17 protein-coding genes are annotated in these 26,280 nt (G+C 34.0%); 8 read left to right on the forward strand and 9 right to left on the reverse strand.

Features of this window, described 5'->3' with window-relative positions; genetic code table 11:
• The first annotated feature begins 28 nt into the window (after nt 1–28).
• The gene (locus ACE939_RS09845) at nt 29–796 is read left to right on the forward strand and encodes a hypothetical protein (protein ID WP_378185338.1); all 768 of its coding nucleotides are present in this window, start codon (nt 29–31) and stop codon (nt 794–796) included.
• 87 nt (nt 797–883) lie between these two features.
• Here the strand turns inward: ACE939_RS09845 and ACE939_RS09850 are convergent, their stop codons facing one another.
• The 3 genes from ACE939_RS09850 to ACE939_RS09860 form a co-directional block, all read right to left on the reverse strand.
• Nucleotides 884–2,515, reverse strand: a complete 1,632-nt coding sequence (locus tag ACE939_RS09850; RefSeq protein WP_378185340.1) for an amidohydrolase — start codon at nt 2,513–2,515, stop codon at nt 884–886.
• A 372-nt stretch (nt 2,516–2,887) separates the two neighbouring features.
• Complete coding sequence (locus ACE939_RS09855) at nt 2,888–4,615, reverse strand: TonB-dependent receptor (RefSeq protein ID WP_378185343.1); 1,728 nt, start codon at nt 4,613–4,615, stop codon at nt 2,888–2,890.
• Nucleotides 4,616–4,639: 24 nt separating this feature from the next.
• Nucleotides 4,640–7,657 (reverse strand): tetratricopeptide repeat protein, encoded by a 3,018-nt coding sequence (locus ACE939_RS09860; protein ID WP_378185345.1) that lies wholly within the window; start codon nt 7,655–7,657, stop codon nt 4,640–4,642.
• Between the two features lie 271 nt (nt 7,658–7,928).
• Between ACE939_RS09860 and ACE939_RS09865 the strand changes: the two genes are divergently transcribed.
• Nucleotides 7,929–8,612 carry a cell division ATP-binding protein FtsE gene (locus ACE939_RS09865; RefSeq protein WP_378185347.1) on the forward strand — a complete coding sequence of 228 codons (684 nt, stop codon included), beginning with the start codon at nt 7,929–7,931 and terminating at the stop codon, nt 8,610–8,612.
• A gap of 4 nt (nt 8,613–8,616) precedes the next feature.
• On the opposite strand, the gene ACE939_RS09870 is transcribed toward ACE939_RS09865, so the two are convergent.
• A complete protein-coding gene (locus ACE939_RS09870; protein ID WP_378185349.1) occupies nt 8,617–8,964 on the reverse strand; it encodes a tRNA-binding protein in 348 nt (115 codons plus the stop codon).
• 583 nt (nt 8,965–9,547) lie between these two features.
• Nucleotides 9,548–11,347: a translational GTPase TypA gene (gene typA / locus ACE939_RS09875; protein ID WP_378185351.1), complete on the reverse strand. Its 1,800-nt coding sequence runs from the start codon at nt 11,345–11,347 to the stop codon at nt 9,548–9,550.
• 633 nt (nt 11,348–11,980) lie between these two features.
• Here typA and ACE939_RS09880 point away from each other — a divergent pair.
• The 4 genes from ACE939_RS09880 to ACE939_RS09895 all read left to right on the forward strand — a co-directional run bounded on the left by ACE939_RS09880 (nt 11,981) and on the right by ACE939_RS09895 (nt 15,121).
• The gene (locus ACE939_RS09880) at nt 11,981–12,706 is read left to right on the forward strand and encodes a LytR/AlgR family response regulator transcription factor (protein WP_378185353.1); all 726 of its coding nucleotides are present in this window, start codon (nt 11,981–11,983) and stop codon (nt 12,704–12,706) included.
• Between the two features lie 120 nt (nt 12,707–12,826).
• A complete protein-coding gene (gene kdsA, locus ACE939_RS09885) occupies nt 12,827–13,645 on the forward strand; it encodes a 3-deoxy-8-phosphooctulonate synthase (protein WP_378185355.1) in 819 nt (272 codons plus the stop codon).
• Nucleotides 13,646–13,825: 180 nt separating this feature from the next.
• On the forward strand, nt 13,826–14,611 hold the full coding sequence (locus ACE939_RS09890) for a DUF1206 domain-containing protein (protein WP_378185357.1): 786 nt from the start codon (nt 13,826–13,828) through the stop codon (nt 14,609–14,611).
• Between the two features lie 18 nt (nt 14,612–14,629).
• The gene (locus ACE939_RS09895) at nt 14,630–15,121 is read left to right on the forward strand and encodes a DUF192 domain-containing protein (protein WP_378185359.1); all 492 of its coding nucleotides are present in this window, start codon (nt 14,630–14,632) and stop codon (nt 15,119–15,121) included.
• 82 nt (nt 15,122–15,203) lie between these two features.
• Here ACE939_RS09895 and secDF read toward each other — a convergent pair whose 3' ends face one another.
• The 3 genes from secDF to gyrB form a co-directional block, all read right to left on the reverse strand.
• Nucleotides 15,204–18,212, reverse strand: coding sequence for a protein translocase subunit SecDF (gene secDF, locus ACE939_RS09900; RefSeq protein WP_378185361.1), 3,009 nt, complete (start codon nt 18,210–18,212; stop codon nt 15,204–15,206).
• Nucleotides 18,213–18,424: 212 nt separating this feature from the next.
• Nucleotides 18,425–19,351, reverse strand: coding sequence for a malate dehydrogenase (mdh, locus tag ACE939_RS09905; protein ID WP_378185363.1), 927 nt, complete (start codon nt 19,349–19,351; stop codon nt 18,425–18,427).
• Nucleotides 19,352–19,544: 193 nt separating this feature from the next.
• Nucleotides 19,545–21,485 carry a DNA topoisomerase (ATP-hydrolyzing) subunit B gene (gyrB, locus tag ACE939_RS09910; protein ID WP_378185365.1) on the reverse strand — a complete coding sequence of 647 codons (1,941 nt, stop codon included), beginning with the start codon at nt 21,483–21,485 and terminating at the stop codon, nt 19,545–19,547.
• A gap of 443 nt (nt 21,486–21,928) precedes the next feature.
• Between gyrB and ACE939_RS09915 the strand changes: the two genes are divergently transcribed.
• Nucleotides 21,929–23,122, forward strand: a complete 1,194-nt coding sequence (locus ACE939_RS09915; protein WP_378185367.1) for a M12 family metallopeptidase — start codon at nt 21,929–21,931, stop codon at nt 23,120–23,122.
• 367 nt (nt 23,123–23,489) lie between these two features.
• Here ACE939_RS09915 and asnB read toward each other — a convergent pair whose 3' ends face one another.
• Nucleotides 23,490–25,157 carry an asparagine synthase B gene (gene asnB, locus ACE939_RS09920; protein WP_378185369.1) on the reverse strand — a complete coding sequence of 556 codons (1,668 nt, stop codon included), beginning with the start codon at nt 25,155–25,157 and terminating at the stop codon, nt 23,490–23,492.
• 235 nt (nt 25,158–25,392) lie between these two features.
• Between asnB and ACE939_RS09925 the strand changes: the two genes are divergently transcribed.
• Nucleotides 25,393–25,929: a DUF2911 domain-containing protein gene (locus ACE939_RS09925; RefSeq protein WP_378185371.1), complete on the forward strand. Its 537-nt coding sequence runs from the start codon at nt 25,393–25,395 to the stop codon at nt 25,927–25,929.
• Nucleotides 25,930–26,280: the final 351 nt, after the last annotated feature.

The raw sequence follows: 26,280 nt of genomic DNA on the forward strand, positions 1-26,280 counted from the left end.
ACTTTTCTAATTACTACATCAAAAAAATATGCAACTCTCCAAAATTTTATTTTTATCTATTCTCACCTTAAGTTTTTTGACAAGTTGTTCCAGTGAAGATGATACTCCTGTAGCTATATCAAAAATAGATAATCAAAAGCCATTAGGTAGTTCTGCTAGAGATTTATTAGCTAGCGAAGTTTTTAATGGATTAACTGTAGAGTTAATAGCTGTTAAAGGATTTGAACCTAATGCCTCAGCAATTGAAGGCTTTAAAACTTTTCTAGAAAACAGACTTAATAAACCAGATGGGATCACAATAACATCTAGATCAGTTAATTCTTCTGACTTAGCTCCTTTTACAATAGAAGAAGTTGCAGGTATCGAAAATTCTAATAGAACTTTTTACAACAGTGGAGATGAGATTACCGTTTATATTTATTTTGCCGACGGCAGTAACGAAGCTGATACAGAAACCAAAGTTACCCTAGGAACTGCATATCTCAATACTTCCATTGTAATCTATGAGAGTACGTTGCGAAGTGTTAGCAGTCGTCCAAACTCTCCCGATCTGGCAACTATTGAAAATGCAACGTTGAATCATGAGTTTTCACATTTATTAGGTTTAGTAAATATTGGAACTCCGCAACAACAACTTCATGAGGATACTGATGCAAAGGGGCATTGTAATGTTGCAGAATGTTTGATGTCTGCCGCAATAGAGTTTGGCAGTGGCGCTATGGATATGATTGACAATTCTGTTCCCGAGCTGGATGCACGATGTCTCGAAGATTTAAAAGCAAATGGTGGCAAATAAAATAGTGGTATTATCAATATAGATAATATTAATAAAAAAAGGGATGTAAATATTACATCCCTTTTTTATTTAAGTTAGATACCTACTCTAATTTTCAAATACTTTTTCTCCTCCAACAAAAGTGGCTTTGACTTGAGTATCAGGAATAGCATCCTCTTCTACTTTCATTATATCTTGTTCCAAAACTACAAAATCTGCTACTTTACCGACCGTAATACTACCTTTCTCTTTTTCTTCAAAATTACTATAGGCTGCCCAAATAGTCATACCTTTAAGCGCTTCTTCTCGTGTTAAAGCATCTTCTTTTTGAAATCCATTTTCAGGAAATTGTTCAAGATCTTTTCTTGCTACAGCTGCATAAAAAGTGTAAAAAGGATTTACATGTTCTACGGGATAATCTGTACCTAAGGCTAATTTACCTGTTTTATTTAATAATTTTTTGTACGCATATGCACCTTTCATTCTTAATTCGCCTAAACGATCTTTTGCCCAATACATATCACTCGTTGCATGCGTTGGTTGTACACTTATCACCAAATTTTCGTCAAGAACCTCAAAATCTTCAGGTGCAATTACTTGTGCATGCTCAACTCTCCATCTGCGATTAGAGTCGCCTTTAAGGACATCATAATAGGTATTAATAACAACCGAATTAGCAGAGTCCCCAATAGCATGAGTATTCATTTGAAATGGAGACGAAGCCAAACGTTTGGCTAATCTTTTAAATTCTTTTACTCCTATGACCATAGCACCAAAATGGTTGTCTTGATCAGTATAGGATGATTTAAGTGCTGCTCCTCGTGACCCCAGAGCACCATCGGCATATACTTTGAAAGATGAAACATTTAAACGATCTGTTTTTATAGGACCTGTATTTAAAAAATGTTTTACATATGCGGGGGTATTACTCACCATAGCATATACTCTAATTTTAAGTGCATCAGCTTGTTGCAAACTGTCTATTAACCCAATTACATTTGGACTAAGACCTGCGTCATCTACTGTAGTCAATCCATAACTAAAATTAGTAACTTCTGCATCTTGTAACGCTATTGTTTGTTCTCTCACGGTTGGCTCTGGATAAACGTTCTCTATCAGCTCCATAGGATTATCAATAAGAATACCTGTAAGCTCATCGTCTACTTGTAAAATTTCTCCTCCTTCAACTTTTGTTGAAGCATCAATTCCAGCAGCATCCAGTGCCGCTTGGTTAGCCAAAATAGCATGCCCATCAACCCGAGTAATTGCAACGGGAGTATTTGGGAACAGGCTGTCTAATTTATCTTTGGTAGGAAATTCTTTTACCTCCCAATCGTTTTGATCCCAGCCTCTACCTATAATAAAGTTGGTCATCTTATTTTTCTGAAACTCAACAATCCTTTGAAGAACTTCATCATAGCTTTTGGTTCCTACAAGGTCTACGCGCTGTTTTTGCATTCCTAATCCGTAAAAATGACAATGTGCATCAATCAAACCAGGTAACACCGCCTTTCCTTTGGCATCATAGAGTTCCTTTACTTTATATTTTTCCATCAACTCTTCTGTAGATCCTAATGCTAAGAATTTACCGTCTCTCACTATAAAAGCCTCTGTTGTAGGCACATCTTGATCAACCGTATAAACGTTTGCATTGTAGACCAAAAGATCTGCTTGCTCTTTGGGTTTACTACAGGAAAAACCGATGGTAACTCCTAGAACTAATAACAATAATTTTTGCATGTATTTTTTTAATTTAAGATTAGGGATTATTTAATTATTCGATATACTTTTTTATACTAGTATAAACGGTAAATGGGCCAAATATATACCTTAGTTATTCACTATCCAACTACACATACATTTCTTGACTATTTAAAATCATTCTTTTCTGTTGACATCAAAAATTGTGTTATAATATAAAATTCTACACCATAATAGACAAGAATCACAAAGGATATAAAATCATTAAACACTTTAATTTTTTGAATCTACTATGAGAACAAAGGTACAACGAGTAGACTCCAATCTAGTATCCATTTTATTAAATTTATATATCAATCTTCTTTATATAAAGAGCTCTAGTATTCGATTTGAAAAGAATACTATAACCCATCAATAATTAAATTTATATGTAATTCCTCCTAAGACCTGAATACCTTGTACGGGATAGTTTATCCAACGTTCATAATTTTCGCCGATTAGGTTATACCCTTTAACAAAAGCAGATAATTGATCATTAAAACGATAACCAAGATTTAGGTTAATATCAATATAACTATCAAGCGTATATGGAACTAATGGCACATGAGCAAGCAAATCCTTACGTTCTCCCACATAAAAGGCATGAGCACCAATATGCCAAGCATCTGTTATTTTATAATCAAAGCGTATAGATGCTTTTACTGTTGGCAAATTCCAAGCTTCTAACTGAGCTGTTGTATTATATTTAAAATATTCTGCAATAGTACTTAACTTGATTTGAGAGTTGATGTCAAAATTTAATTCTGCATACGCAAAAGCTGTTTTCAAATCATCATAACGATAAACAAAAGAATTTCCAAATTCATAACCATTGATAGCTGGAATTTTAACCATATTGCGAACATACAAAGGCATGTCTATTTGTGAAGCATAGCCACCTTTAATATTATACCCGAAAACATCGGATAGTTTACCCTTTAATCCTATATACCCTTCGTATTGTTTGTTCGTTGGTTGCAAAATAAGTGACGGTGCTACATACGGATTGTTTTGAACTGCATCTCGGTAAGTATTTTGTTCTAATGTTCCATCTAATGCAGCATATATAATTGCCACATCATCAAACAAACGATAAGACGCGCTAATATTTGGATACATAAAAATATCGTTATTCTTATTTTCGACATCCATGCTGTAAAATATCGAAGCTCCTAGATTAAGAGTAAACTTATCATTATTGAAAATTAAATTTGGGTTAACACCCACTATAAATTTATTATAATCAATACCATTATTGATAACATTATTGAGATCAGGATCTTTCTTAAAAAAACCGTTGAGATAATCGAAGATTATTTTTGTTTGAAATTTTTGCCCTCCTAGATCTGCGGTAATTAAAGGTTTTAAGTTTATATGATGCTCTGCACTTTCGGTTGCATCGCCAAAATACCGATAGCTTAAAGTTACCTTCTCTAAAAGTGATTCATTAAACATCAACTTACCGCCAATCTTTGCTCCATAATATGATTGTTCTGAGTTAATTGCATCTATTTGTTCTTCGGTAAGAAAATTATTTTGAGGCAATCCATACCAATTAAATAGTTGATGTTCTATGCCTGCTTCGATACCATACACATAATCTTTGGTACGAGATGTATAATTAAGATCCAAAAAAGTATTGTAAAATTTATCATCTAAAAGGACACCTTTTATCCCTCCCTGAGAGGAATTGTGATGAAGGTACATACCAAAATTATCGGTTCTATTAATTTCAAAATTACTATAGAATTCTGCCAAAACTGAAGTATAATTACCAAAACCTAAAGTAGCATAGTTATCATACAACGCTATACCTTTTGGCCGGTCAATATCTTCTGCTCGTCCTTTTTCTGGTGTAAAAGTAGAGGCTACCGGAACCGAAAAAATACTGTAACGAAGTTGTTTTTTTCTGTAGGTTGCAGAATCATTGAGTTTTGGAATTGCTTTTATTTTAAAAGCATCACTAATTGTTGGTGTATAGGCTTTAACCACAATAACACGATCTGTCTCAATCGTTTTATCTTCTTTTTCCTGTGCATGTAAGCTAAAAGTATGTATTAAAATACAACTGGAAAAAACGAGCAATTTATAAATTGACATATAAAGGATCTTTCTATATAAATATTATTGTTCTGTTTGAATAGAGGCATTAGTTCTGGCTTCTAATTGCTTCATACGTGTAAGCTCTTGTTTTGCCTCTGTGATAACATCTGGATACATAGTGAAATTTTTGATTACACTCTCAAGAATATAAGTCGCTTGATACGCATCTTGCAATGCATAAAAGTTTTTTGCCATCAGTAATAATCCTTTGGCTCCATATAGTTTGTATCCAGAATATTCTTTGGCTAGCTTCTGTATAATTTCATTAGATTCTTTATAAGCTTTATCTTTTGTTTTAAAATAGGCGTCATAATATAAGGCTTCGGCGGCTAACTCACCCCTTGCAGTTTGTTGCACTTTTTTATACGCTTGTTTTGCACGTGATTCATCTGCTGTCTGTAATGCTGCTCTAGCCAGAAATAATTGTGCATCGTCTTTTACTTCTTGTTGAATTTTGGGGTTTGACAACACTTTTTCGGCATAGGCAATAGTTTCAGCATAATGATCCAATTGATAATGTGATTTCATTATATTAGACTGTGCAAAAATTATATTTTGAGGATAATCTGCGATTTGTTCAAGCCTACTAAGTAAAGGTAGTGCAAGCTTATATTCTTTGTTTTCAAGGTGATATTGCGACACTTTTAAAAGCGCTTGTTCTGTATATTCTGTTTGTTGCTTTGCAAGTATATGTTCATAATGTGGTAAAGCGGCTTGAGTATCATTACGTTTAGAAAGTAGCTGAGCTAGCGTATAATGTCCTTTTAAAGAATTAGTGCCTTTGGGAAAATCATTAAGATATTTAATTAGTTCATTAATAGCCTTATCCTCATCCCCATCTACCAATTGTTTCTCTACGGCTTCATAACTGGTATTATCCAAATCTTCGTCTGTGACATTTACAAAATCCAAATTCTTGACCCATGAAGCATACTCATCGGTTCTTCCTAAATCTACATACACTAATCGTGCATTTTTAACAGCCTGTACAGCATCTTCACTACCAGGATATTGAGCAACAATACGTTTAAACTTGGATAGTGCTTGGTCACCTTGATCATTATTATAATGTACTAGGCCTTGCTTTAATAAAGCTTTGGATACATATGAACTCTTCGGCATTTCTTTAGTTAATCTATCATAGGCAGCTATACCCTGAGAAACTTTCCCTTCGGCTATATAAGTGTTACCTAGACCATACAATGCATCGTCACGATATACTGAACGTGTATACGATATCAAAAACAGCTCTAAGTCACTTATTTTTTTATCGTTCTTGCCAACAAACCCATAACTTATTGCTTTTTGATAATGAGCATAATCTGCGTTTGCTCCATTTAATTTTATTGACTCGTTATACGCCTCCATAGCAGGCCAATAGTTACTAGAAATAAAATTACAATCCCCCAGACGCAAATATGCATCGGCTAATCGTACATCATCTCGTTTTATCATCTTAATAAAGCTCGCAAAATGCTCTGCTGCTTTTCCATATTGCTTCAATTTGAAATACGTATACCCCAAACTGTAATGTATCGACTCATATTCATGTGTTGTACGCGCATTATCATTACTCATAAACTCTTTAAAATACACTAAAGCCTCGTCAAACTGGTCGGTAACATATAAGGTTTCGGCTTTCCAATATGTAGCTTTGGAGGTATAAAGCGCATCTCTTGGTTGAGACAAGGATTTTGTAAAATATTGAAGTGCCTCATTGTAGGAGCCAGCTGTATACAATTCGATAGCACGATAGTAAGCAACTTTTTGATAAACTACCTTATCGGCATAATTGCGCGTACTCTCCAATAATTCCATAGCTTCTTTATAGTTTTTTGAAGTTAGGTATGAATTGATCAACAAATCTTTTATTTCTTGCTTTCCCTCCGAGTTAGGATACTCATCCATAAAAGCTAACAATATTTTGGGCGTACTCTCATATGAATTTCCTATTTCATAACTTAGTTTTGCATAATTAAAAAATGCATCTTCTTTAATGGTTGCATCAAAATCCATTTCTGAAGCATTTTTAAAAGCATTGAGTGCTTGCTGCTTTTGATCAGTTTTAAGATAAGCCTCTGCCAAATGATAATAGGCATTTTGTGCCGTAGCATTGCGCCCGTCGATAATCTTATTAAATTCGGAAATTGCATCAAAATAATTACCCTCTTTGTAATACGCGTATCCCAATTGATAATAATCGGTGTTGGTCCACTTTCCTTTACGACCTTTATACGCTCTTAAGTATTCTATCGCCTTACCATATTGCTTTAAATTAAAATAACTCTCTCCTATAATTTTATTCAATTCTGATTTTTCTGTTGGTTTTGATTTTGGTAACTGGATCAGTCCTTCTCTTATGGCTTCTTTAAAGTTACCAGACTTAAAATTCATATCACTTTGAAAATAAGAAAGATTCTTGTTGTACTCTTTTAAATCCTTCACTTCGTCAAAAAGCTGATTTGCTTCTTGATAATCATCACCCTCGTAGGCAATAAACCCTAAGTAATACTTAGCTTTTGCTCCGTATTCTTTGGTTTCTTGTACCTCTTCAAAAAATTTCTTTGCCTCGTTAAATCGCTGAATTTTAAAATATGCATATCCATAATTAAAATAGAACTTTTCTTTCTCTTTTGTCGAAAGTGAATAAATCTCTGCTCGATCGTACCACTTACGCGCGTATGCATAGTTACCATTATCGAAGTAATAATTTGCTACCTCTAAGTATGCAGCGTTGCGTTTGGTACTTGTTGGGTACTGGGTGACAAAATTCTCCATCAAATCATCGGCTCCCTTTTGGTTAAGCCAAACAGCACAACTTGCGATATAATAAGAACATTCTGCATCAATAGTAGCATCATCAACAGCATCTTTAACCTTATCAAACAGTAATTGAGCTGCTAAAAACTGTTTATTATTATAAAGTTCTATTGCTTGATTATAAAGCTTTAGATCATTAGTGAAAATTGCAGACTGTTGCGCCCCAACAGAACCACAAAAACCAATCAAAAATGCAATTATAATTATACTATGTTTCATTAATTATTTTTTAATATCAGACGGTAAATATCGCCACCCTATCTAAATGTTTGTGTTAAAGATAGATTAATCTTATAGCTAAGATAGTAACGAGTAAAACATATGATAATTATTTAGTCAAAGTTAAAAAATGCCCAAATTATAATCATTTATTCCTACTTAATTATTTTAAAAATAAATTCAAAGTATGAGCTTCTTAAAACAATTATAATCCATAGACAGTTTTAAAACTTTTCTTTTTACTTTTACTGTCATTAATATACAACTAGCTATGTCCAACTCTGTATTAAATCTAAAAAACGCATCAATTTACCAGCGCGAAAGCTTAATATTATCAGATGTAAATGTTGATGTAAATAAAGGAGATTTTGTTTATTTGATCGGAAAAACAGGTACAGGAAAAAGTAGTTTTATGAAAACGCTTTATGGAGATTTGCCTTTGACAGAAGGAGAAGGAAATATTGTCGACTTTGATCTAAGACAATTAAAGGAAAATCAGATTCCTTTTTTGAGAAGAAAATTGGGAATAGTTTTTCAAGATTTTAAATTGTTAAATGATCGTACCGTACGTGACAATTTATTGTTTGTTCTCAAAGCAACGGGGTGGAACGACCCAAAAGCTATGCACGGTAAGATAGATGATGTACTTCATAAAGTAGCTATGAGAACCAAAGATTTTAAATACCCATATCAACTATCAGGTGGAGAACAACAACGTATCGCTATAGCTCGCGCGTTATTAAATGATCCCGAGCTCATTCTTGCTGATGAACCTACTGGTAACCTAGATCCTCAAACCTCTGTTGAAGTGATGGAGGTGTTACAAGATATCAATAAAAATGGAAATACTATCCTTATGGCGACCCATGATTATGCTTTACTTTTGAAGTACCCATCTAAAACCTTAAAATGTGATGGAAGTAAAGTGTTTGAAGTTGTCCAACGAAAAGGGTAAAGAATTAACCAATACGTTGCCCATTAGCCACCTTTTTATCAGCAGTTACTAATGTCACTACATTTTGATTTCCAATCGCGCCTAGAATTAGACATTCACTCATCATCGTGGCGATTTGTTTTGGAGGAAAATTAACTACTGCGATAACCTGTTTTCCCACAAGTTCTTGTAAAGTATAACGTTTAGTTATTTGAGCCGAAGATTTTTTTACACCTAATTCCCCAAAATCTACCGTCAATTTATAGGAAGGATTTCTAGCTTCCTTAAATACTTCTGCAGTGAGCACAGTGCCAACACGCATATCTAACCGCATAAATTCTTTCCAAGTTAAAGGTTCTTCTTTTTTTTCCATGTAATAAACTTCTCAATTATATCAGTAGGGTAAGTTACTTAATGAGATTACAAGTTGCAAATTATTACTAGTAGAAGTATACTCAACATAGCGTAGAGCAAGGATGTTTACAAACCTGTACTCGCCGCATATACTACTTAAACGATCTATAAAGATTGGTTAAATTATAAGAAAATTTAAATATTAATTTTATATTGCAAATAAGAAAACTAATTATTTACTCTTTTTTAAGAAATAAATAATAAATATTCACACACACAATTGCTGTATTCGTTAGAATTATTGGTATTGACCAATTTAATAATACACCATAAGCAATAAAGGCTAAACACCCCACTGAGTTTACTAAGCGTAATTTTTTAATATTTCGCATTAGAAAAGATGTTAAGACCATAGCGGATGCAAAGTATCCGACGAGTTCTGTAAATAATAAATTATCCATAGTTGTATCGTGGTTTTTGTAACGAAGAAACTTAATATATTTTGAAGAGTTGATCCCCGAGACCAAAAGTTACCCCAATTGTTGAAAAAAAATCCCGAGATTAACTCGGGATTTTTTAAATATATTATCCGTATAAAAGTATTATACTATTTTATTACGCTTACGCTCAGTTTCGGTAAGATAAATTTTACGCAATCTTAAATGATTAGGCGTAACCTCTACATATTCATCCTTTTGGATATACTCTAAGGCTTCTTCTAATGAAAACTTTATTGCCGGAACAATTTTAGCTTTATCATCAGCTCCCGAAGAACGTACATTACTTAGCTTTTTAGTTTTCGTAATATTTACAGCCATATCATCACCACGAGAATTCTCTCCGATAACCTGACCTTCGTAAATATCTTCTCCCGGATCAACGAAGAATTTACCTCTATCCTGAAGTTTATCAATTGAGTAAGGAATTGCAGAACCTTTTTCCATCGATACCAAAGAACCATTAATACGTCCTGGAATATCCCCTTTAAGCGGTTGATATTCTTTAAAACGGTGTGCCATGATAGCTTCCCCTGCAGTAGCAGTTAGCAATTGATTACGCAGACCGATAATACCACGTGATGGGATCATAAATTCACAAACCATACGGTCTCCCTTGGCTTCCATGCTTAGCATCTCACCTTTACGCATGGTAACCATTTCAACAGCTTTACCAGATACATTTTCTGGTAAATCGATTGTCAATTCTTCTATTGGTTCACATTTAATACCGTCAATTTCTTTGATGATTACTTGTGGTTGACCAATCTGTAATTCATAACCTTCGCGACGCATGGTCTCGATAAGAACAGATAAATGCAATACTCCACGACCAAAGACCATAAACTTATCTGCACTATCGGTAGTATTTACACGCAATGCTAGATTTTTTTCTAATTCCTTAGTTAAACGATCTTTAATATGACGAGAAGTTACAAATTTACCATCTTTACCAAAAAATGGAGAATCATTAATTGTAAACAACATACTCATTGTTGGCTCATCAATAGCGATTGTTTTTAATCCTTCAGGATTTTCAACATCTGCTACAGTATCACCGATCTCAAAACCTTCTAAACCTACCAAAGCACATATATCTCCAGCCTCCACGCGATCAACTTTCATTCTACCCAAACCTTCAAAGATATGTAGTTCTTTGATTTTGGTTTTTTTGATAGAACCATCTCTTTTAACTAATGCAACTTGCATTCCTTCAGTTAAGGTTCCTCGTTGTAATCTACCAATAGCGATTCGTCCTGTAAATGATGAAAAGTCAAGAGATGTAATCAATAATTGAGGAGTACCTTCTTCAATTTTTGGAGAAGGAATATGATTTATAACCATTTCTAAAAGAGGCTCGATAGAATCTGTTTCATTCTTCCAGTCCTCGCTCATCCAATTGTTCTTTGCAGAACCATACACTGATGGAAAATCCAATTGCCACTCCTCTGCCCCTAATTCGAACATAAGATCGAATACTTTTTCATGAACCTCATCTGGAGTACAATTTTCCTTATCAACTTTGTTGATTACCACACAAGGCTTCAACCCAAGATCAATAGCCTTTTGTAACACAAAACGTGTTTGTGGCATCGGTCCTTCAAAAGCATCTACAAGTAACAACACACCATCAGCCATATTTAATACACGCTCAACCTCACCACCAAAATCGGCGTGACCAGGGGTATCAATAATGTTGATTTTTGTATCCTTGTAGATTACTGATACATTCTTAGAAGTAATCGTAATCCCTCTTTCACGTTCAAGATCATTATTATCAAGAATAAGATCTCCTGTGTTTTCGTTTTCGCGAAATAGCTGACAATGATACATTATCTTATCAACCAAGGTAGTTTTACCGTGGTCAACGTGTGCAATTATTGCGATATTTTTAATAGCTTTCATATACGCCTCATTTTAAGGCTGCAAAGGTACGAGTTATTTTGACAGGTTGTATATGTTTTGTTTCTTATTTAAAAGTCAAAGAATTTTAAATGCTGTGCTTTCTTAGATTAGCCGCCTTACATAAGGTTATATCTAACTTAAATTATTGTCTGATAAGTGTTTATTATGCCTAGTTAATTAATTTTATCCGAATTTAAATTTAATATAATCTCTCCATGATCACTGTGAGCAGAAAACCACGCTATTTGCGTGGTTCTTTATTGTTACAGAAGCCGAATAACCTTATTTAACCCAGAGATTTTCGCTAATCATCAAAAACATTTGTTAATTCATCTACGATACCAACATATTGTTTTTGATAGCATTGATACTATAATATGTTTTTGGTTTCCAATTACTATAGCTATCACTGCTGAAACTATAGGTTTTTAATCCCATTATAAATTTAATAGCTTCATCAAGGTGATGATTTATATTATTAATCGAAGCTACACTAGTACCAATGCTTTGCCTTTTCCAAGAAGAAGTATTCTTTGCTACAGCAGAATACCTAATAGGATAAAGAATAATATCATCTCCAGTTCAAGGATTTTATTATTCAAATATCCCTTTCTCTAAAAAAAAGCCCCCAAGATGCATATATTTCTATTTGAAGATAACCCCGAAGACATCAAACGCCTAAAAGCTTCGATTTCAAAAAATTATGAACTAACCATAGCCACGACTATCGAAGAAAGTATTGAAATTATAAATAAAACTAATTTTGACCTTGCCATCTTAGATATATTTATTGATGGCAAGCCTAAAGGAATAAATCTAGCCAATACTATTAATGCATTAGCTCAAAAAAAGCCTATCATTTTTTTAACTAGTAGTTTAGATAAAACTGTTTTTGAATGTGCTAAGTACGCAGAACCATGTTCTTATTTAATAAAACCTTTCAACCCAGTAGAATTACAATATGCGATAGAACTAGCTTTTGAAGAATTCACTCAAAAACCTGCAGCATTTTCTACTACAAATGGCATAGCTCTACAAAACAGTATTTTTGTAAAATCCAATAAAACTATTTCAAAAGTAGATATACAAGATATTATCTATGTAGAAACTGAAGCTAACTATTGTAGTTTGATTACTGAAAGTGAAAAATATTTAATACGAATTTCATTACAAAAATTGCTTGAAAATACTTTAAATCCATTATTTATTCAGGTACATCGTAATTATGGAGTAAATATAGACCGAGTCAAACATATCTATCTACAGGATAATCTAGTAATTATGACGAATGGAGAAAAGATTACTCTTAGTCATCGTTTTAAAAATAAATTTTTGAAAACGATGACCTTTTTTCAATAAGCCCGTAACGAAGTATCCTTTTTTAGCTCAAAATTTATTCCATTTACCAGCTTTACTTTTATTGATTATTTCCTGCTTCAAAAACTAAAAAACATATCTTTGTATCCTTAAAAAAATCATATGGATCTTTCTAAAATTAAAAACCTTAAAAACCTTGAAGCCAACAACTTTTTCTTACTTGCAGGACCTTGCGCAATCGAAAGTGAAGAGATGGCGTTGCGAATTGCAGAAAGTGTCGTTGAAATCACTTCTAGCCTTAAAATCCCTTATGTTTTTAAAGGATCTTTTAAAAAAGCAAACCGTAGTCGAATTGATAGCTTTACTGGGATTGGAGATGAGAAAGCATTAAAGATTTTACAAAAAGTCGGACAAACCTTTGATATACCTACAGTTACAGATATTCATACAAATGAAGATGCTGCTTTGGCAGCCGCTTATGTTGATATTTTGCAAATCCCTGCTTTTTTAGTACGTCAAACAGATTTAGTTGTGGCTGCTGCTAAAACCGGAAAAACTGTCAACCTTAAAAAAGGACAATTTATGAGTCCTGAAGCAATGAAACATGCTGTTAAAAAAGTTCAAGATAGTGGTAATGATAATGCAATGATTACAGATCGCGGTACCATGTTTGGATATCAAGATATGATTGTTGATTTTAGAGGAATCCCTACCATGAGAGAATACGCAACCACCGTTCTCGATGTAACACACTCTCTACAACAACCCAATCAATCTAGTGGCGTCACTGGCGGAAGACCTGATATGATCGAAACTATTGCCAGAGCTGGAGTTGTAAATGGTGTTGACGGACTATTTATTGAAACACATTTTGACCCAGCAAATGCGAAAAGCGACGGAGCTAATATGCTTGATTTAAAACACCTCAAGAATTTACTTACAAACTTGGTGGCTATTCGACAAACTATCAATGCGATGTAAACATATCGAGCTACTATGAACACGCACTGACAAATTCAAAAAATTCAACTGCTTTTTGTTAAAAATTTATCGCAAAAATTATTAAAAAATCCATCTATTTGTTAAACTAGATATAAATAGACTGCAACTTTAACTTATAACCATCGCTCCTCGTACTTTTATAAATAAATTATATCTGACATGGATCATAGAATAAAAAAAATAGCTAAAATAGGTTTTGGTGCAAAAGGATTGGTATATCTTTTAACGGGTTTACTTACATTATTAGCTGCTTTTAATGTGGGAGGTCAAAAAGCAGGAAAATTGCAAGTAATTGAATTCTTAGAACAACAGGCTTTTGGGAAAATTATACTTGCAATCCTAGGAATAGGCTTATTATGTTACGCTTTTTGGAGATTTATTCAAAGTATTCAAAATCCAGAAGGAATTGATAGCGATCTAAAAGGATCTATGAAAAGAATTGGCTTTTTTATAAGTGGAGTAATTTATGCCATCTTAGGCGGAATTTCTATCTGGGAAATTTTTAATGAATCTAGTTCTTCAGGATCTTCAAAAAATTCTCTTTTAAGTTCTGAGTATGGCGAATATTTACTAATAATAATTGGTGTATTGATGGGTATCAAAGCTGCTCATCAATTTATTAAGGCTATTAAAGGAGATTTTTTAAATCAGTTTAATCTTAGTTCCATTTCAGATATAAAAAAGAGAAAATTAATCAAAAACATTGGATACGCTGGACTAATTTCAAGAGGTATTGTTATCTCCATAGTATCGTATTTCTTTATAAAGGCTGGACTTGATGCTTTTAATAGCACTACCTCTATAAAAGGTACAACAGATGCTTTTTCCTTTATACAGAAAAACAGTAGTGGTCCATGGCTTCTAGGGCTAGTATCGGCGGGACTTGCGTGCTATGGCATCTATATGTTTTGTAAAATACGATATAGAAAATTTACCAGTATTTAATTTTTTTTATAATTTAAAATGACAACAACATCTAACATTTTCGCTATTGTAATAGTTTTTCTAACCTTATATAGCTGTAAAAAAGAACAAAATAGTAGTGAGTCTAACATTAAGGTAAAGGACATATCGTTCACCAAAGAAGGTAAATTGCAAATTCTTCGGGATAAAGACACGATTAAACAACTTACTATAGAGATAGCAGATAATCCTTATGAACGTGAAACTGGATTGATGTATCGCAAAAAACTACACACTGACCAAGGAATGCTTTTTATATCTGAAGAAACTAAGCCTCAAAATTTTTATATGAAAAATACCTTGATTGCTTTGGACATAATTTATATTGGCGAAGATCAAAAAATAGTAAGTTTTCAGAAAAACACCATTCCCCTTGACGAGACTTCTTTACCATCTGTAGTACCCGCAAAATATATATTAGAGGTAAATGCTGGTTTAGCAACTAAATGGCAATTACAGGTGGGTGATTCTATTAGTTTCAAAAAACTATAGATACCAAAAGAATTTATATTTAAAAGAAAACCCGTTATCAAATTGATAACGGGTTTTCTTTTAAATATAATCACAAAGAGGTTTACGAAGAAGCTTCTTCCTTTTTAACTTTAGTTTTTAAACCAACTTTTTTAACTGTATCATACATCACTGGTGTTGCAATAAACAACGATGAATAGGTACCTACAAGCACACCAATAATCAAAGAGAACATAAACCCTCTAAGCGGTGCAGCAAAGATAAAAATGGCAACCAACACGAGTAATGTTGTTAATGACGTATTTAACGTACGGCTTAGCGTACTATTTAAGGCGGCATTCACGTTCTTAGCCAGTGGCCAATTAGTATGCTCACCAAAAAATTCTCGAATTCTATCAAAAACTACCACGGTATCATTCAGAGAATATCCAATAACCGTAAGAATAGCAGCTATAAATGCTTGATCAATCTCCATATTAAAAGGCATAAACTTCCACGTAAGTGAGAAAACACCTAATACTAATAGCACATCATGGAATACTGCAGCTACAGCACCTAAACTAAATTGCCATCTTCTAAATCGTAATAAAATATATAAGAAAACAACGATTAAAGATCCAATTACTGACCAAAAGGCTGCTTGTTTTATATCATCGGCAATAGTCGGCCCTACTTTCATAGAAGACATAATACCGATTTGTTTATCCTCATCTCCGTTAGCAAATTCGTCGTATGATATATCGCCTCCTAAATAAGGTTGTAGGGCAGTGTATAACTTATTTGATATTTCAGTATCAACAGCTTCGCCAGTTTCATCTACTTTATACTTGGTAGTAATTTTTAATTGATTATTTGCTCCAAGTGTTTTTGCTTGGGCACTACCAAATACTGTTGTTAATTCCTTCTCAATTTCGGTTGGCGCGACATCCTTTGCAAAACGAACTGTGTAACTACGTCCACCCACAAAGTCAACACCTTGATCCAAACCTTGTGTAAATAATGATCCTAATCCCACAACTATAACTACACCAGAAATAATATAGGCAATCTTTCTTTTTGCCAAGAAATCAACATTAATATTTTTGAATAGATTTTTTGTTATACCAGTAGAGAACGCTAATTCTTTTCCGTTTTTTCCATATCCATCAATAAACAATCTTGTAATAAATATAGCTGTAAATAGCGAAGTCAAAATACCTATTAATAAGGTGGTTGCAAAACCTTTAATTGGTCCTGTCCCAAAGAATAATAGAATCAATCCTGTAAGACCTGTGGTAATGTTTGCATCCAAAATAGAAGACAAAGCATTATTAAAACCATCTTTAATAGCATCTACCTGCGATTTTCCTTTTGCCAATTCTTCTTTGATACGCTCAAAAATAAGAACGTTTGCATCTACAGACATACCAATGGTTAATACAATACCTGCAATACCAGGCAATGTTAACACAGCTTTCAATCCTGCTAACACACCAAATATGAATAGAATATTTACTACCAAAGCAACATCTGCAAAAATACCTGCTTTACCATAGTAGAATACCATCCAAACCAAAATAAGTACCAAAGCTATTGCAAAGGACATGATTCCACTATCAATAGCTTCCTGACCTAGGGATGGTCCCACGACTTCACTTTGAATAATATCTGCAGAGGCTGGTAATTTACCTGCTCTTAAAACATTTGCTAAATCCTGCCCTTCTTCGATAGAAAAATTACCAGTGATTTCACTACGACCACCACTAATAGGTCCCGTAGAAACTCCAGGAGCAGAATACACTACATTGTCAAGTACTATAGCTATCTGACTACGATTGGTTGATGCTCTTCCTGTCATTTCTTCCCAAGCCTTAGCTCCTTTACCATCCATTTGCATGGTAACAGTTACCTGACCAACTTGATTAAACTCTTGTCTAGCATCAGTAATAACACCACCACTCAATTCTGGCTCATTACTACGATTCCCTTTTATCGCATATAAATCTACAAATTCTGAATCTTTTACTGGCTTTCCCCAAGCAAAACGAGTGTATCGTTGCTCTGGGGTAAGTAATGCTCTTACTTTTGGATCGTTTAAATAGGACTCAAACGTTTCGACATCTTTTTTATTAACCGTAAGAATTACTGGTCCACCTTGTGGTCCTTGATTCGCTATTAAATCGAATATAGGATTAACTTGAGTATCAAGATTTGTAGAGTCCTCTGCATCTGCAAGTAGGTCATCAATTGCAGCATCCTCATCGGTTTTAGTAGAATCTACTTGCGCAGTATCAACCTCTGTAGAATCTTGAACCGTGGTAGAAGTTTCGCTCTTCTCCATTTCTTCTTTTAGCATTGTATTGGCAGCAAAAATAAAAGGAAAAACCTCTTCTGCCTTATACACATCCCAAAACTCTAATTGCGCTGTACTCTGTAATAACTTTTTAACACGATCAACATCCTTTGCCCCCGGTAATTCGACCAAAATCCTTCCGGTCTCACCTAAACGTTGAATGTTTGGCTGTGTAACTCCAAATTTATCAATACGCTTACGCAGTACTTCAAAAGCAGATATTATTGACTCATCGATCTTTCGAGCAAGTACAGGCTTTACCTGGTCATTGGTCATATCAAAAGTGATGTCATCACTTAAATTCTTATTAGCAAAAATATCAGGAGATGCCAATTTAGCATCTGGAATTTTTTCAAACTCGGTAAAGAAATCTTCGATATAACTATTCTGACTATTTTTTTGCAACTCATCAGTTGCTAATAACGCTTGGTTAAACGCTGGGTCTTTTGAATTATTAGATAATCCTTTTAGGATATCTTTTACAGAAATTTGAAGAATTACGTTGATTCCTCCTTTAAGGTCAAGACCTTTATTAAGCTCTTTATCCTTAGCATCATTGTACGTAATCCCAGCAAAGATTGGCTCTTTACCTATAGAATCTAAATAATTACGCTCTGCTATTTCTCTAAGTTTGGAAGCATCCTCTCCCGGAAACTTTTGCTGTGCATAATTCTCAGCTTCCTTTTCTTTGGTGTAGGTTAAATACGTATACGACAACTGGTAAATACATACCAATCCGAATAAAATCGCAAATACTCTAACAAGTCCTTTGTTCTGCATTATTCTTAAATTTATTGGTCATTTTTATAAAACGGACAAATATAGGATTTCAAAAAACATTTGCCAACCCTCAATGCCTGATTTTTATAGCAACTTAAATATTTGGGGTTAAAACATTGAAAATTAAAGAATTCTAAGAGTTAAATATCTTTTTTCAACTACAAAAGATCGCTTTTTAGCGATCTTTTGTATATAAATTTACTTGTATTATGTTAAAATTCTAATAAACCATTTGTTTTTTTAACACCTTCAGCACTCTCGGCCAACTTTGCTTTTTCAGCATCTGATAATGCAATTTCTACGATTTTTTCAACTCCATTTTTACCTAAAACTACTGGTGCTCCAATGCATAAATCATTAAGTCCATATTCACCCTCTAATAATACAGAACACGGGAAAATTTTCTTTTGATCACAGGAAATTGCTTGGACCAATGCAGAAACTGCTGCTCCTGGCGCATACCAAGCCGAAGTACCCAAAAGCTTGGTTAATGTAGCACCACCAACCTTAGTATCTTCTGCTACTTGATTTAAGCGTTCTTCTGAAATAAATTCTGATACTGGCACACTGTTTCTAGTAGCCAATCGGGTCAAAGGAACCATTCCTTTATCACTATGCCCACCGATTACCATACCATCTACATCAGATATTGGCGCTCCTAAAGCTTCAGCAAGTCTATACTTAAAACGAGCACTATCCAAAGCTCCACCCATACCGATGATTCTATGTTTGGGTAAGTTGGTAGTTTTATGTACTAAATAGGTCATGGTATCCATTGGATTACTCACTACGATAATAATAGCATTTGGAGAATGCGCTATTAAATTACTCGAAACTGTTTTAACGATTCCCGCATTGATCCCGATCAACTCTTCTCTAGTCATCCCTGGTTTACGAGGAATTCCAGAGGTAATTACCACTACTTCGCTATTTGCGGTTTTTGTATAATCGTTAGTACTTCCAGTTACTTTGGTATCAAATCCATTTAACGAAGCAGTTTGCATCAAATCCATCGCTTTACCTTCAGCGTATCCTTCTTTGATATCCAACAATACTACTTCCGAGGCAAAATTTTTAATAGCGATATATTCAGCACAACTTGCACCTACTGCACCAGCTCCTACTACAGTTACTTTCATTATATATATAAATTTAATTAATAGAATGTTATTTAGCTGAAATTTTCAGCACTCCTGCGAAAATACAAATTATTACAGGATTAGAATCCAAATTTTAAGCAAAAGAAGTTCGAAAACCAATGCTATCTTAAATAAAATAAACGCTTACAGCACATAGCTATAAGCGTTTATTAACAAGAATATTATTCCTATTTTACGCATCAATATTTGCGTACACTGCATTTTTTTCTATAAATTCCCTACGAGGCGGAACCTCATCCCCCATTAACATGGAAAATATACGATCTGCTTCAACAAGACTATCTATTGTAACTTGACGCATGGTTCTATATTCAGGATTCATTGTTGTATCCCATAATTGTTCTGCATTCATCTCTCCAAGACCTTTATAACGTTGGATTTTTGAATTATCTCCATACTCTTTAACTATAGCATCTCGTTGATCATCGTTCCAAGCATATTGTTTTTTTGCTCCTTTCTTAACTAAGTATAAAGGTGGAGCTGCGATGTATATATGACCTGCTTCGATCAATTCTTTCATATAACGGAAAAAGAACGTCAAAATAAGTGTAGATATATGGCTACCATCAACATCGGCATCACACATAATTACAACTTTATGATAACGCAATTTTGATAAATTCAAAGCTTTACTATCCTCTTCTGTACCTATAGTTACTCCTAGAGCGGTAAATATATTTTTAATTTCTTCGTTTTCAAAAACCTTATGATGCATCGCTTTCTCTACATTCAAGATTTTACCTCGTAACGGCAAAATAGCTTGAAAATTACGATCCCTACCTTGCTTGGCAGTACCACCTGCAGAATCTCCCTCGACTAAGAACACTTCACACAAGGCTGGGTCTTGCTCAGAACAATCAGAGAGTTTACCAGGCAATCCTCCAATACTCATTACTGATTTACGCTGTACCATTTCACGCGCCTTTTTGGCCGCGTGACGTGCTTGGGCCGCAAGTATCACTTTTTCGACTATAATTTTTGCATCATTTGGATTCTCTTCCAAATAATTTTCAAGCATTTCAGAAACTGCCTGAGAAACCGCAGAAGTTACCTCTCTGTTTCCTAACTTGGTTTTGGTCTGACCTTCAAATTGAGGTTCTTGTACTTTTACTGAAACTATTGCGGTTAAACCTTCTCTAAAATCATCACCTGCAATCTCAAACTTCAGCTTATCCAACATGCCTGACGCATCGGCGTATTTTTTCAACGTTGAAGTTAGTCCCCTTCTAAAACCTGATAGATGTGTTCCTCCTTCATGCGTATTAATATTGTTTACATAGGAATGTAGATTCTCTGCATAGGAATCATTATAAATCATGGCTACCTCTACTGGGATGTCATTTTTTTCACCTTCCATAGAAATTACATCTCCTATAATAGGTGTTCGACTTGCATCCAAAAAGCGTATAAACTCTTTTAACCCTTCTTCAGAATGGAACACTTCTGAAACGTTTTCACCATTTTCATCTTGATGACGCTTATCGGTAAGTGTAATAGTAATACCCTTGTTCAAATATGCAAGCTCTCGCATTCTACTTGCCAACGTATCGTAGTTATACTCTAACGTTTGTTGAAATATAGTTGAATCCGGTTTAAAAGTTACTTCTGTCCCTCTAAAGTCAGTACTACCCGTAGATTTTACTGGATATAAGGGTTTTCCTTTTTCATATTCCTGCTCCCAAATTTTTCCTTCTCTATAAACATACGCATGCAAGTGTTCTGACAATGCATTTACACACGAAACTCCTACTCCATGCAACCCTCCAGAAACTTTGTAAGAATCTTTATCAAACTTACCTCCTGCTCCAATTTTGGTCATAACGACCTCTAAAGCAGACACACCTTCTTTCTTATGAATTTCTACAGGTATTCCTCGCCCATTATCTCTGGTGGTTACAGAATTATCTTCATTAATTGTAACTTCTATGGTATCACAATGACCCGCTAAGGCCTCATCAATAGAATTATCTACGACTTCATAAACAAGATGATGCAATCCTCTAACACCAACATCTCCAATATACATGGATGGCCGCATCCTTACATGCTCCATTCCTTCTAATGCCTGAATACTATCGGCAGAATATTGATCTTTTTTTCCTTCTTCGCTCATAAAACTGTGCTATTTAATGTAAGTTTTTTGCTTAACACGCAAATATAAAAAAACATCCTCAAGTGTAAAGGAATTGTTAAAGATTGATTTAAAGAGTTATCAACAATTCATGAATAAAACTACCTTAAAAAAAAATGTTTGCTTAAAAGCGATAAAAACAGCCTTAAAATAGATTTTAAGAATTCTCAAAAAATATTCTTGAAAATAAGAAAATAAAAAGCCTCTCTTTAAACGTCCAATAACGCATATTTAAATCATGAAATCCTTATAAAATTCAATGCTAAGTTTAAATAAAAAAAACACTTACTCACTAGTTGGCTACGAATACTTCAAAATTAACATATCATTAACTTTTTATTAACTTTTTTAGCAACAATAGCCTTCGATTTAAACTGTTAGTCGTATAACAGAAACTCAATTTGAATTCACTAAAAATTTAAAACATGAAAACCAAAAAGATGATTAATGTAGCCAAACTAGGTATTTTGACCCTAGGATTTTTAATCAGTTCTTGCTCTACTGAAAGCCTGGATGAACCAACTGAAGTAATAGAACAGACTGATGGAGAAATAGAACCAACCGATCAGGATCTTATCAAAAAATTCTTTAATCAAGAAGGTGTACTGGTACAACCATTAGATGATGAAACTTTTTTACTAGATGGAGATATAATTGTTACAGATCAACAGGTAACTAACAGTAAAATAGAAGACAATAGTGATTTACCACCTAACGAAGCCACACAACGTTTAGGATTTTATACAGGTGTATCAAAATGGACCAATAACACTATAGTTTATGTATTAGAGAATAACCTAAGTACCTCTGTACGTAACGAACTTTTTAAATCTATGGATGTTTGGTCAAATAACACTAATGTCCGGTTTAAAGAACGTACAAATGAAAATAATTATGTAACCATCGGAAGTAACGGTAATACTTGTAACTGTGGTTCAGCTAATTTAGGTATGAACGGTTCTAGAGGAAGAATCAACCTTGGGACTAGAACAACAGCTGTGGTTATTATTCATGAGATAGGTCATACACTAGGGTATATTCACGAACAGACGCGTTCTGACAGAGATGACCATGTACGAATTTTGTTTGAAAATATTCAAGCTGGTGCCGAAAGTCAATTTAGAAAAAATTCGAACTCTCAAAATATTGGTGAATTTGATATTCTTTCAACCATGATGTATGGTGCTTATACATTTAGCAAAAACGGACAACCTACAATAACGCGTTTAGATGGCTCTTCGTACCCAAGAAGACAAGCTAGATTATCTGCAGGTGATATTTCAGGAACTAATCAAGTGTACCCTAGCGATGATACCGATGGCGGTGGCGGAGATGGTTCTGACATTTGTGAAGGCATTAACGAATGGTCAAGCAATACTAGATATACTGTAGGTGATAAAGTAACGTATCAAGGATATTTATACGAAAGAGATTTTAACTCTTGGAATCAATTAGGCTTATGTGGTGCTGAAGAACCTGCTGATATTTGTGACGGAATAAATCAATGGAATAGATATACTAGATACTCTGCTGGTAATCAAGTTACATATAATGGATATCTGTACACGCTTTTGGATACAGGTAGATGGTCAAACGAAGGAAGATGTGGTGTAAACTAAACACTTTATCAAAAACACTAACCAAAATAAGTAAGAGACTGCCTTCTTAGGCAGTCTCTTCTTTTATATAATTTCAGAAAAACTATATATTTCGTGATAACAAATGTACCTTATAATGTAAATACTTACATCGTTAAGATTAAAATCAAAAAAATTATTGTAAATCAATCGGTCTCTAAATTTATTGGTTAACAGCTCCCTTCTCTAAATACAAGAATTTAGTTTATCTTTAATATACATTACATGTAAACTTATGAACTAAAAAACCTGAAGAAAAGATCTTCAGGTTTCCCAATTGCTCAACTTTGACTTAGTATAACTAGAATACTCACTATTCTATTTATATTGATATTTTGACAGTCTCAGCTTATACATAAGCTTCATCATGAACATTGGCAACAGCCCTTCCGCTGGGATCATTCAAATTTTTAAAAGCTTCGTCCCATTCTAGAGCTATTTTGGTACTACAGGCAACAGATGGTTCTTGAGGAACACTTAGTGCTGCTGTATCACTTGGAAAATGCTCTGCAAAAATACTTCTATAATAAAATTCTTCTTTTGATGTAGGGGTTTGAATAGGAAATCTAAACCTAGCATTTTTTAGTTGTTCATCACTAATCTCGTTATCAACAGTTTGCTTAAGTGTATCAATCCAATCGTATCCAACTCCATCAGAAAACTGTTCCTTTTGTCTCCACGCAACACTTGGAGGTAAGTATGATTCGAAGGCTTTACGCAATATCCATTTTTCCATACGCTCACCATTGATCATTTTATCTTCGGGGTTAATGCGCATCGCTACATCTATAAATTCTTTATCCAAAAATGGCACTCTTCCCTCAATACCCCATGCGGCTAATGATTTATTGGCTCTTAAACAATCGTACATATGTAATTTATTGAGTTTACGTACAGTTTCTTCATGAAAATCTTTTGCTGTCGGTGCCTTATGAAAATATAAGTATCCGCCAAAAAGCTCATCGGCCCCCTCACCAGATAAAACCATTTTGACCCCCATAGATTTAATCACACGTGCCATCAAATACATAGGAGTAGACGCTCGTATAGTAGTGATATCATATGTCTCTAAATTATAGATCACATCTTTAATTGCATCCAAACCTTCTTGTATGGTAAATTTGATTTCGTGATGTATAGTACCAATATGATCTGCGACTTTTTGAGCGGCTGCTAGATCTGGTGAGCCTTCTAAACCAACAGAAAACGAATGTAATTGCGGCCACCATGCTTGATCAGCATCGTTGGACTCTATCCTCTTTTCTGAATATTTTTTTGCAATCGCCGAGGTTATGGATGAATCTAAGCCACCAGATAGAAGTACACCATAGGGCACATCAGACATTAATTGCCGATGCACAGCAGCTTCTAAGGCATCTTTTACATTGTCGATACTTGTTTGATTTTCTTTGACCGCTTCAAAGTCTACCCATTCACGTTTATACCAAGGCGTGACTACACCTGTTTCACTATGTAAAAAATGACCTGGAGGAAACAATTCAATTGTCGTACATACACCTTCTAAAGCCTTTAGTTCTGAAGCTACATAAAATGTACCATTAACATCCCACCCCATGTACAAGGGAATAACTCCCATGTGATCTCGTGCTATAAAAAAAGTATCTGCTTCAGTATCATATAGAGCAAAGCCAAAAATTCCGTTTAATTGATCCAGAAAAGCTGTTCCCTGCTCTTTGTATAACGCCAATATAATCTCGCAATCCGAAGCTGTTTGAAATTCATATGGATTTTTGAGTCCCCCACGTAACTCTTTATGATTATATATTTCACCATTTGCAGCAAGTATTACCTTTCTATGTTTATCAAATAAGGGTTGCTTCCCAGAGACAGGATCAACAATCGCTAAACGTTCGTGCGCCATGATAGCATTATTATGCGAATATATTCCGCTCCAATCAGGTCCGCGATGTCTAATTTTCTTAGACATTTCTAATAATTGAGGTCTTAACAATTCGCTATTCTGCTTCAGTTCGAAAGCACAAACAATTCCGCACATAATATTAATTTTAGTATTAAATAATAACCAAATATTGAATTAATACAATCATAATAAAAGTTTAATGCTTATTACAGTTGTAATTTGAAATAAAAAAGTATAAATTAATAAAGATTAAGAAGTTTTAATGTCTTATAAAGCAATTTTTATAGTAACCTATAAGTTACGTATCTTCACCTAATATTGTAAATCACTTATATCAACATTATTTATTAACAAGATTAAAATTTGACACATGAAAAAAACATTTTTATTAGTAGCTATTCTATGTCTGGGTGCTTTATCAAGTATGAATGCTCAAAAATTCGCAGGCTTACAAAAAAGCCCTACTGATATTGCTTACGCTGCTCCCGAGAAAAAAGCAAAACCTGCAATCAAGGTAATCTATAGCAGACCTCAAAAAAAGGAACGTGAGATATTTGGCAAATTAGTACCTTTTGATAAAGTATGGAGAACAGGAGCAGATGAGGCAACCGAAATAAAATTATTTAAAGATTTTAAAATTGGAGAAACCGTTTTAAAAGCAGGTACCTACTCTTTGTTCACAATTCCAGGTAAAGAAAAGTGGGAAATTCTTTTTAATTCTGATTTGGATAGTTGGGGCGCTTACACTTATGATAGCGCAAAAGATGTAGCTAAAATCACTGTTCCTGTTACAACAGCTAAAGAATCTCTAGAATCATTTTCAATTGCTTTCAAAAAAGTTGAAAAAGGATATCATATGGTTTTAGGTTGGGATACTACGAGAGTAGAAGTTCCATTTTATAACTAAGATTTTAAGTACATAAAAAAGGATTCCAAGTTTATCAATATAAACCTGGAATCCTTTTTAATTTGATGAAAAATGATTAACTCACTTTTTATCTGTGAATTGCATGACTTGTCGCGCTAGGAAGTTCTTTGATGAAATTCATCACGATTGTAAATTTTAATTTAAATTTAGTGTAAAATAGCCCCATATTATAATAATTTGAATGTTAGTACTTACTTTGGATTGGTTGTAATTTAATTTTCTTTAAAAGATGGCGTAAATCTTCTTTCTTATTAAAAAATCTAAACATCTATCTATGAATAGCGTTGCTAGACGCAGCAGGTAAATGTTTTAAAAAATTTTTCAAAGCAG

The organism is Aquimarina rhodophyticola (assembly GCF_042434915.1).
GTDB lineage: Bacteria > Bacteroidota > Bacteroidia > Flavobacteriales > Flavobacteriaceae > Aquimarina.

Coding starts and splice junctions, on each gene's coding strand:
- ACE939_RS09845 (WP_378185338.1), top strand. CDS start 29: ATGCAACTCTCCAAAATTTTATTTTTATCTATTCTCACCTTAAGTTTT.
- ACE939_RS09850 (WP_378185340.1), bottom strand. CDS start 2,515: ATGCAAAAATTATTGTTATTAGTTCTAGGAGTTACCATCGGTTTTTCC.
- ACE939_RS09855 (WP_378185343.1), bottom strand. CDS start 4,615: ATGTCAATTTATAAATTGCTCGTTTTTTCCAGTTGTATTTTAATACAT.
- ACE939_RS09860 (WP_378185345.1), bottom strand. CDS start 7,657: ATGAAACATAGTATAATTATAATTGCATTTTTGATTGGTTTTTGTGGT.
- ACE939_RS09865 (WP_378185347.1), top strand. CDS start 7,929: ATGTCCAACTCTGTATTAAATCTAAAAAACGCATCAATTTACCAGCGC.
- ACE939_RS09870 (WP_378185349.1), bottom strand. CDS start 8,964: ATGGAAAAAAAAGAAGAACCTTTAACTTGGAAAGAATTTATGCGGTTA.
- typA (WP_378185351.1), bottom strand. CDS start 11,347: ATGAAAGCTATTAAAAATATCGCAATAATTGCACACGTTGACCACGGT.
- ACE939_RS09880 (WP_378185353.1), top strand. CDS start 11,981: ATGCATATATTTCTATTTGAAGATAACCCCGAAGACATCAAACGCCTA.
- kdsA (WP_378185355.1), top strand. CDS start 12,827: ATGGATCTTTCTAAAATTAAAAACCTTAAAAACCTTGAAGCCAACAAC.
- ACE939_RS09890 (WP_378185357.1), top strand. CDS start 13,826: ATGGATCATAGAATAAAAAAAATAGCTAAAATAGGTTTTGGTGCAAAA.
- ACE939_RS09895 (WP_378185359.1), top strand. CDS start 14,630: ATGACAACAACATCTAACATTTTCGCTATTGTAATAGTTTTTCTAACC.
- secDF (WP_378185361.1), bottom strand. CDS start 18,212: ATGCAGAACAAAGGACTTGTTAGAGTATTTGCGATTTTATTCGGATTG.
- mdh (WP_378185363.1), bottom strand. CDS start 19,351: ATGAAAGTAACTGTAGTAGGAGCTGGTGCAGTAGGTGCAAGTTGTGCT.
- gyrB (WP_378185365.1), bottom strand. CDS start 21,485: ATGAGCGAAGAAGGAAAAAAAGATCAATATTCTGCCGATAGTATTCAG.
- ACE939_RS09915 (WP_378185367.1), top strand. CDS start 21,929: ATGAAAACCAAAAAGATGATTAATGTAGCCAAACTAGGTATTTTGACC.
- asnB (WP_378185369.1), bottom strand. CDS start 25,157: ATGTGCGGAATTGTTTGTGCTTTCGAACTGAAGCAGAATAGCGAATTG.
- ACE939_RS09925 (WP_378185371.1), top strand. CDS start 25,393: ATGAAAAAAACATTTTTATTAGTAGCTATTCTATGTCTGGGTGCTTTA.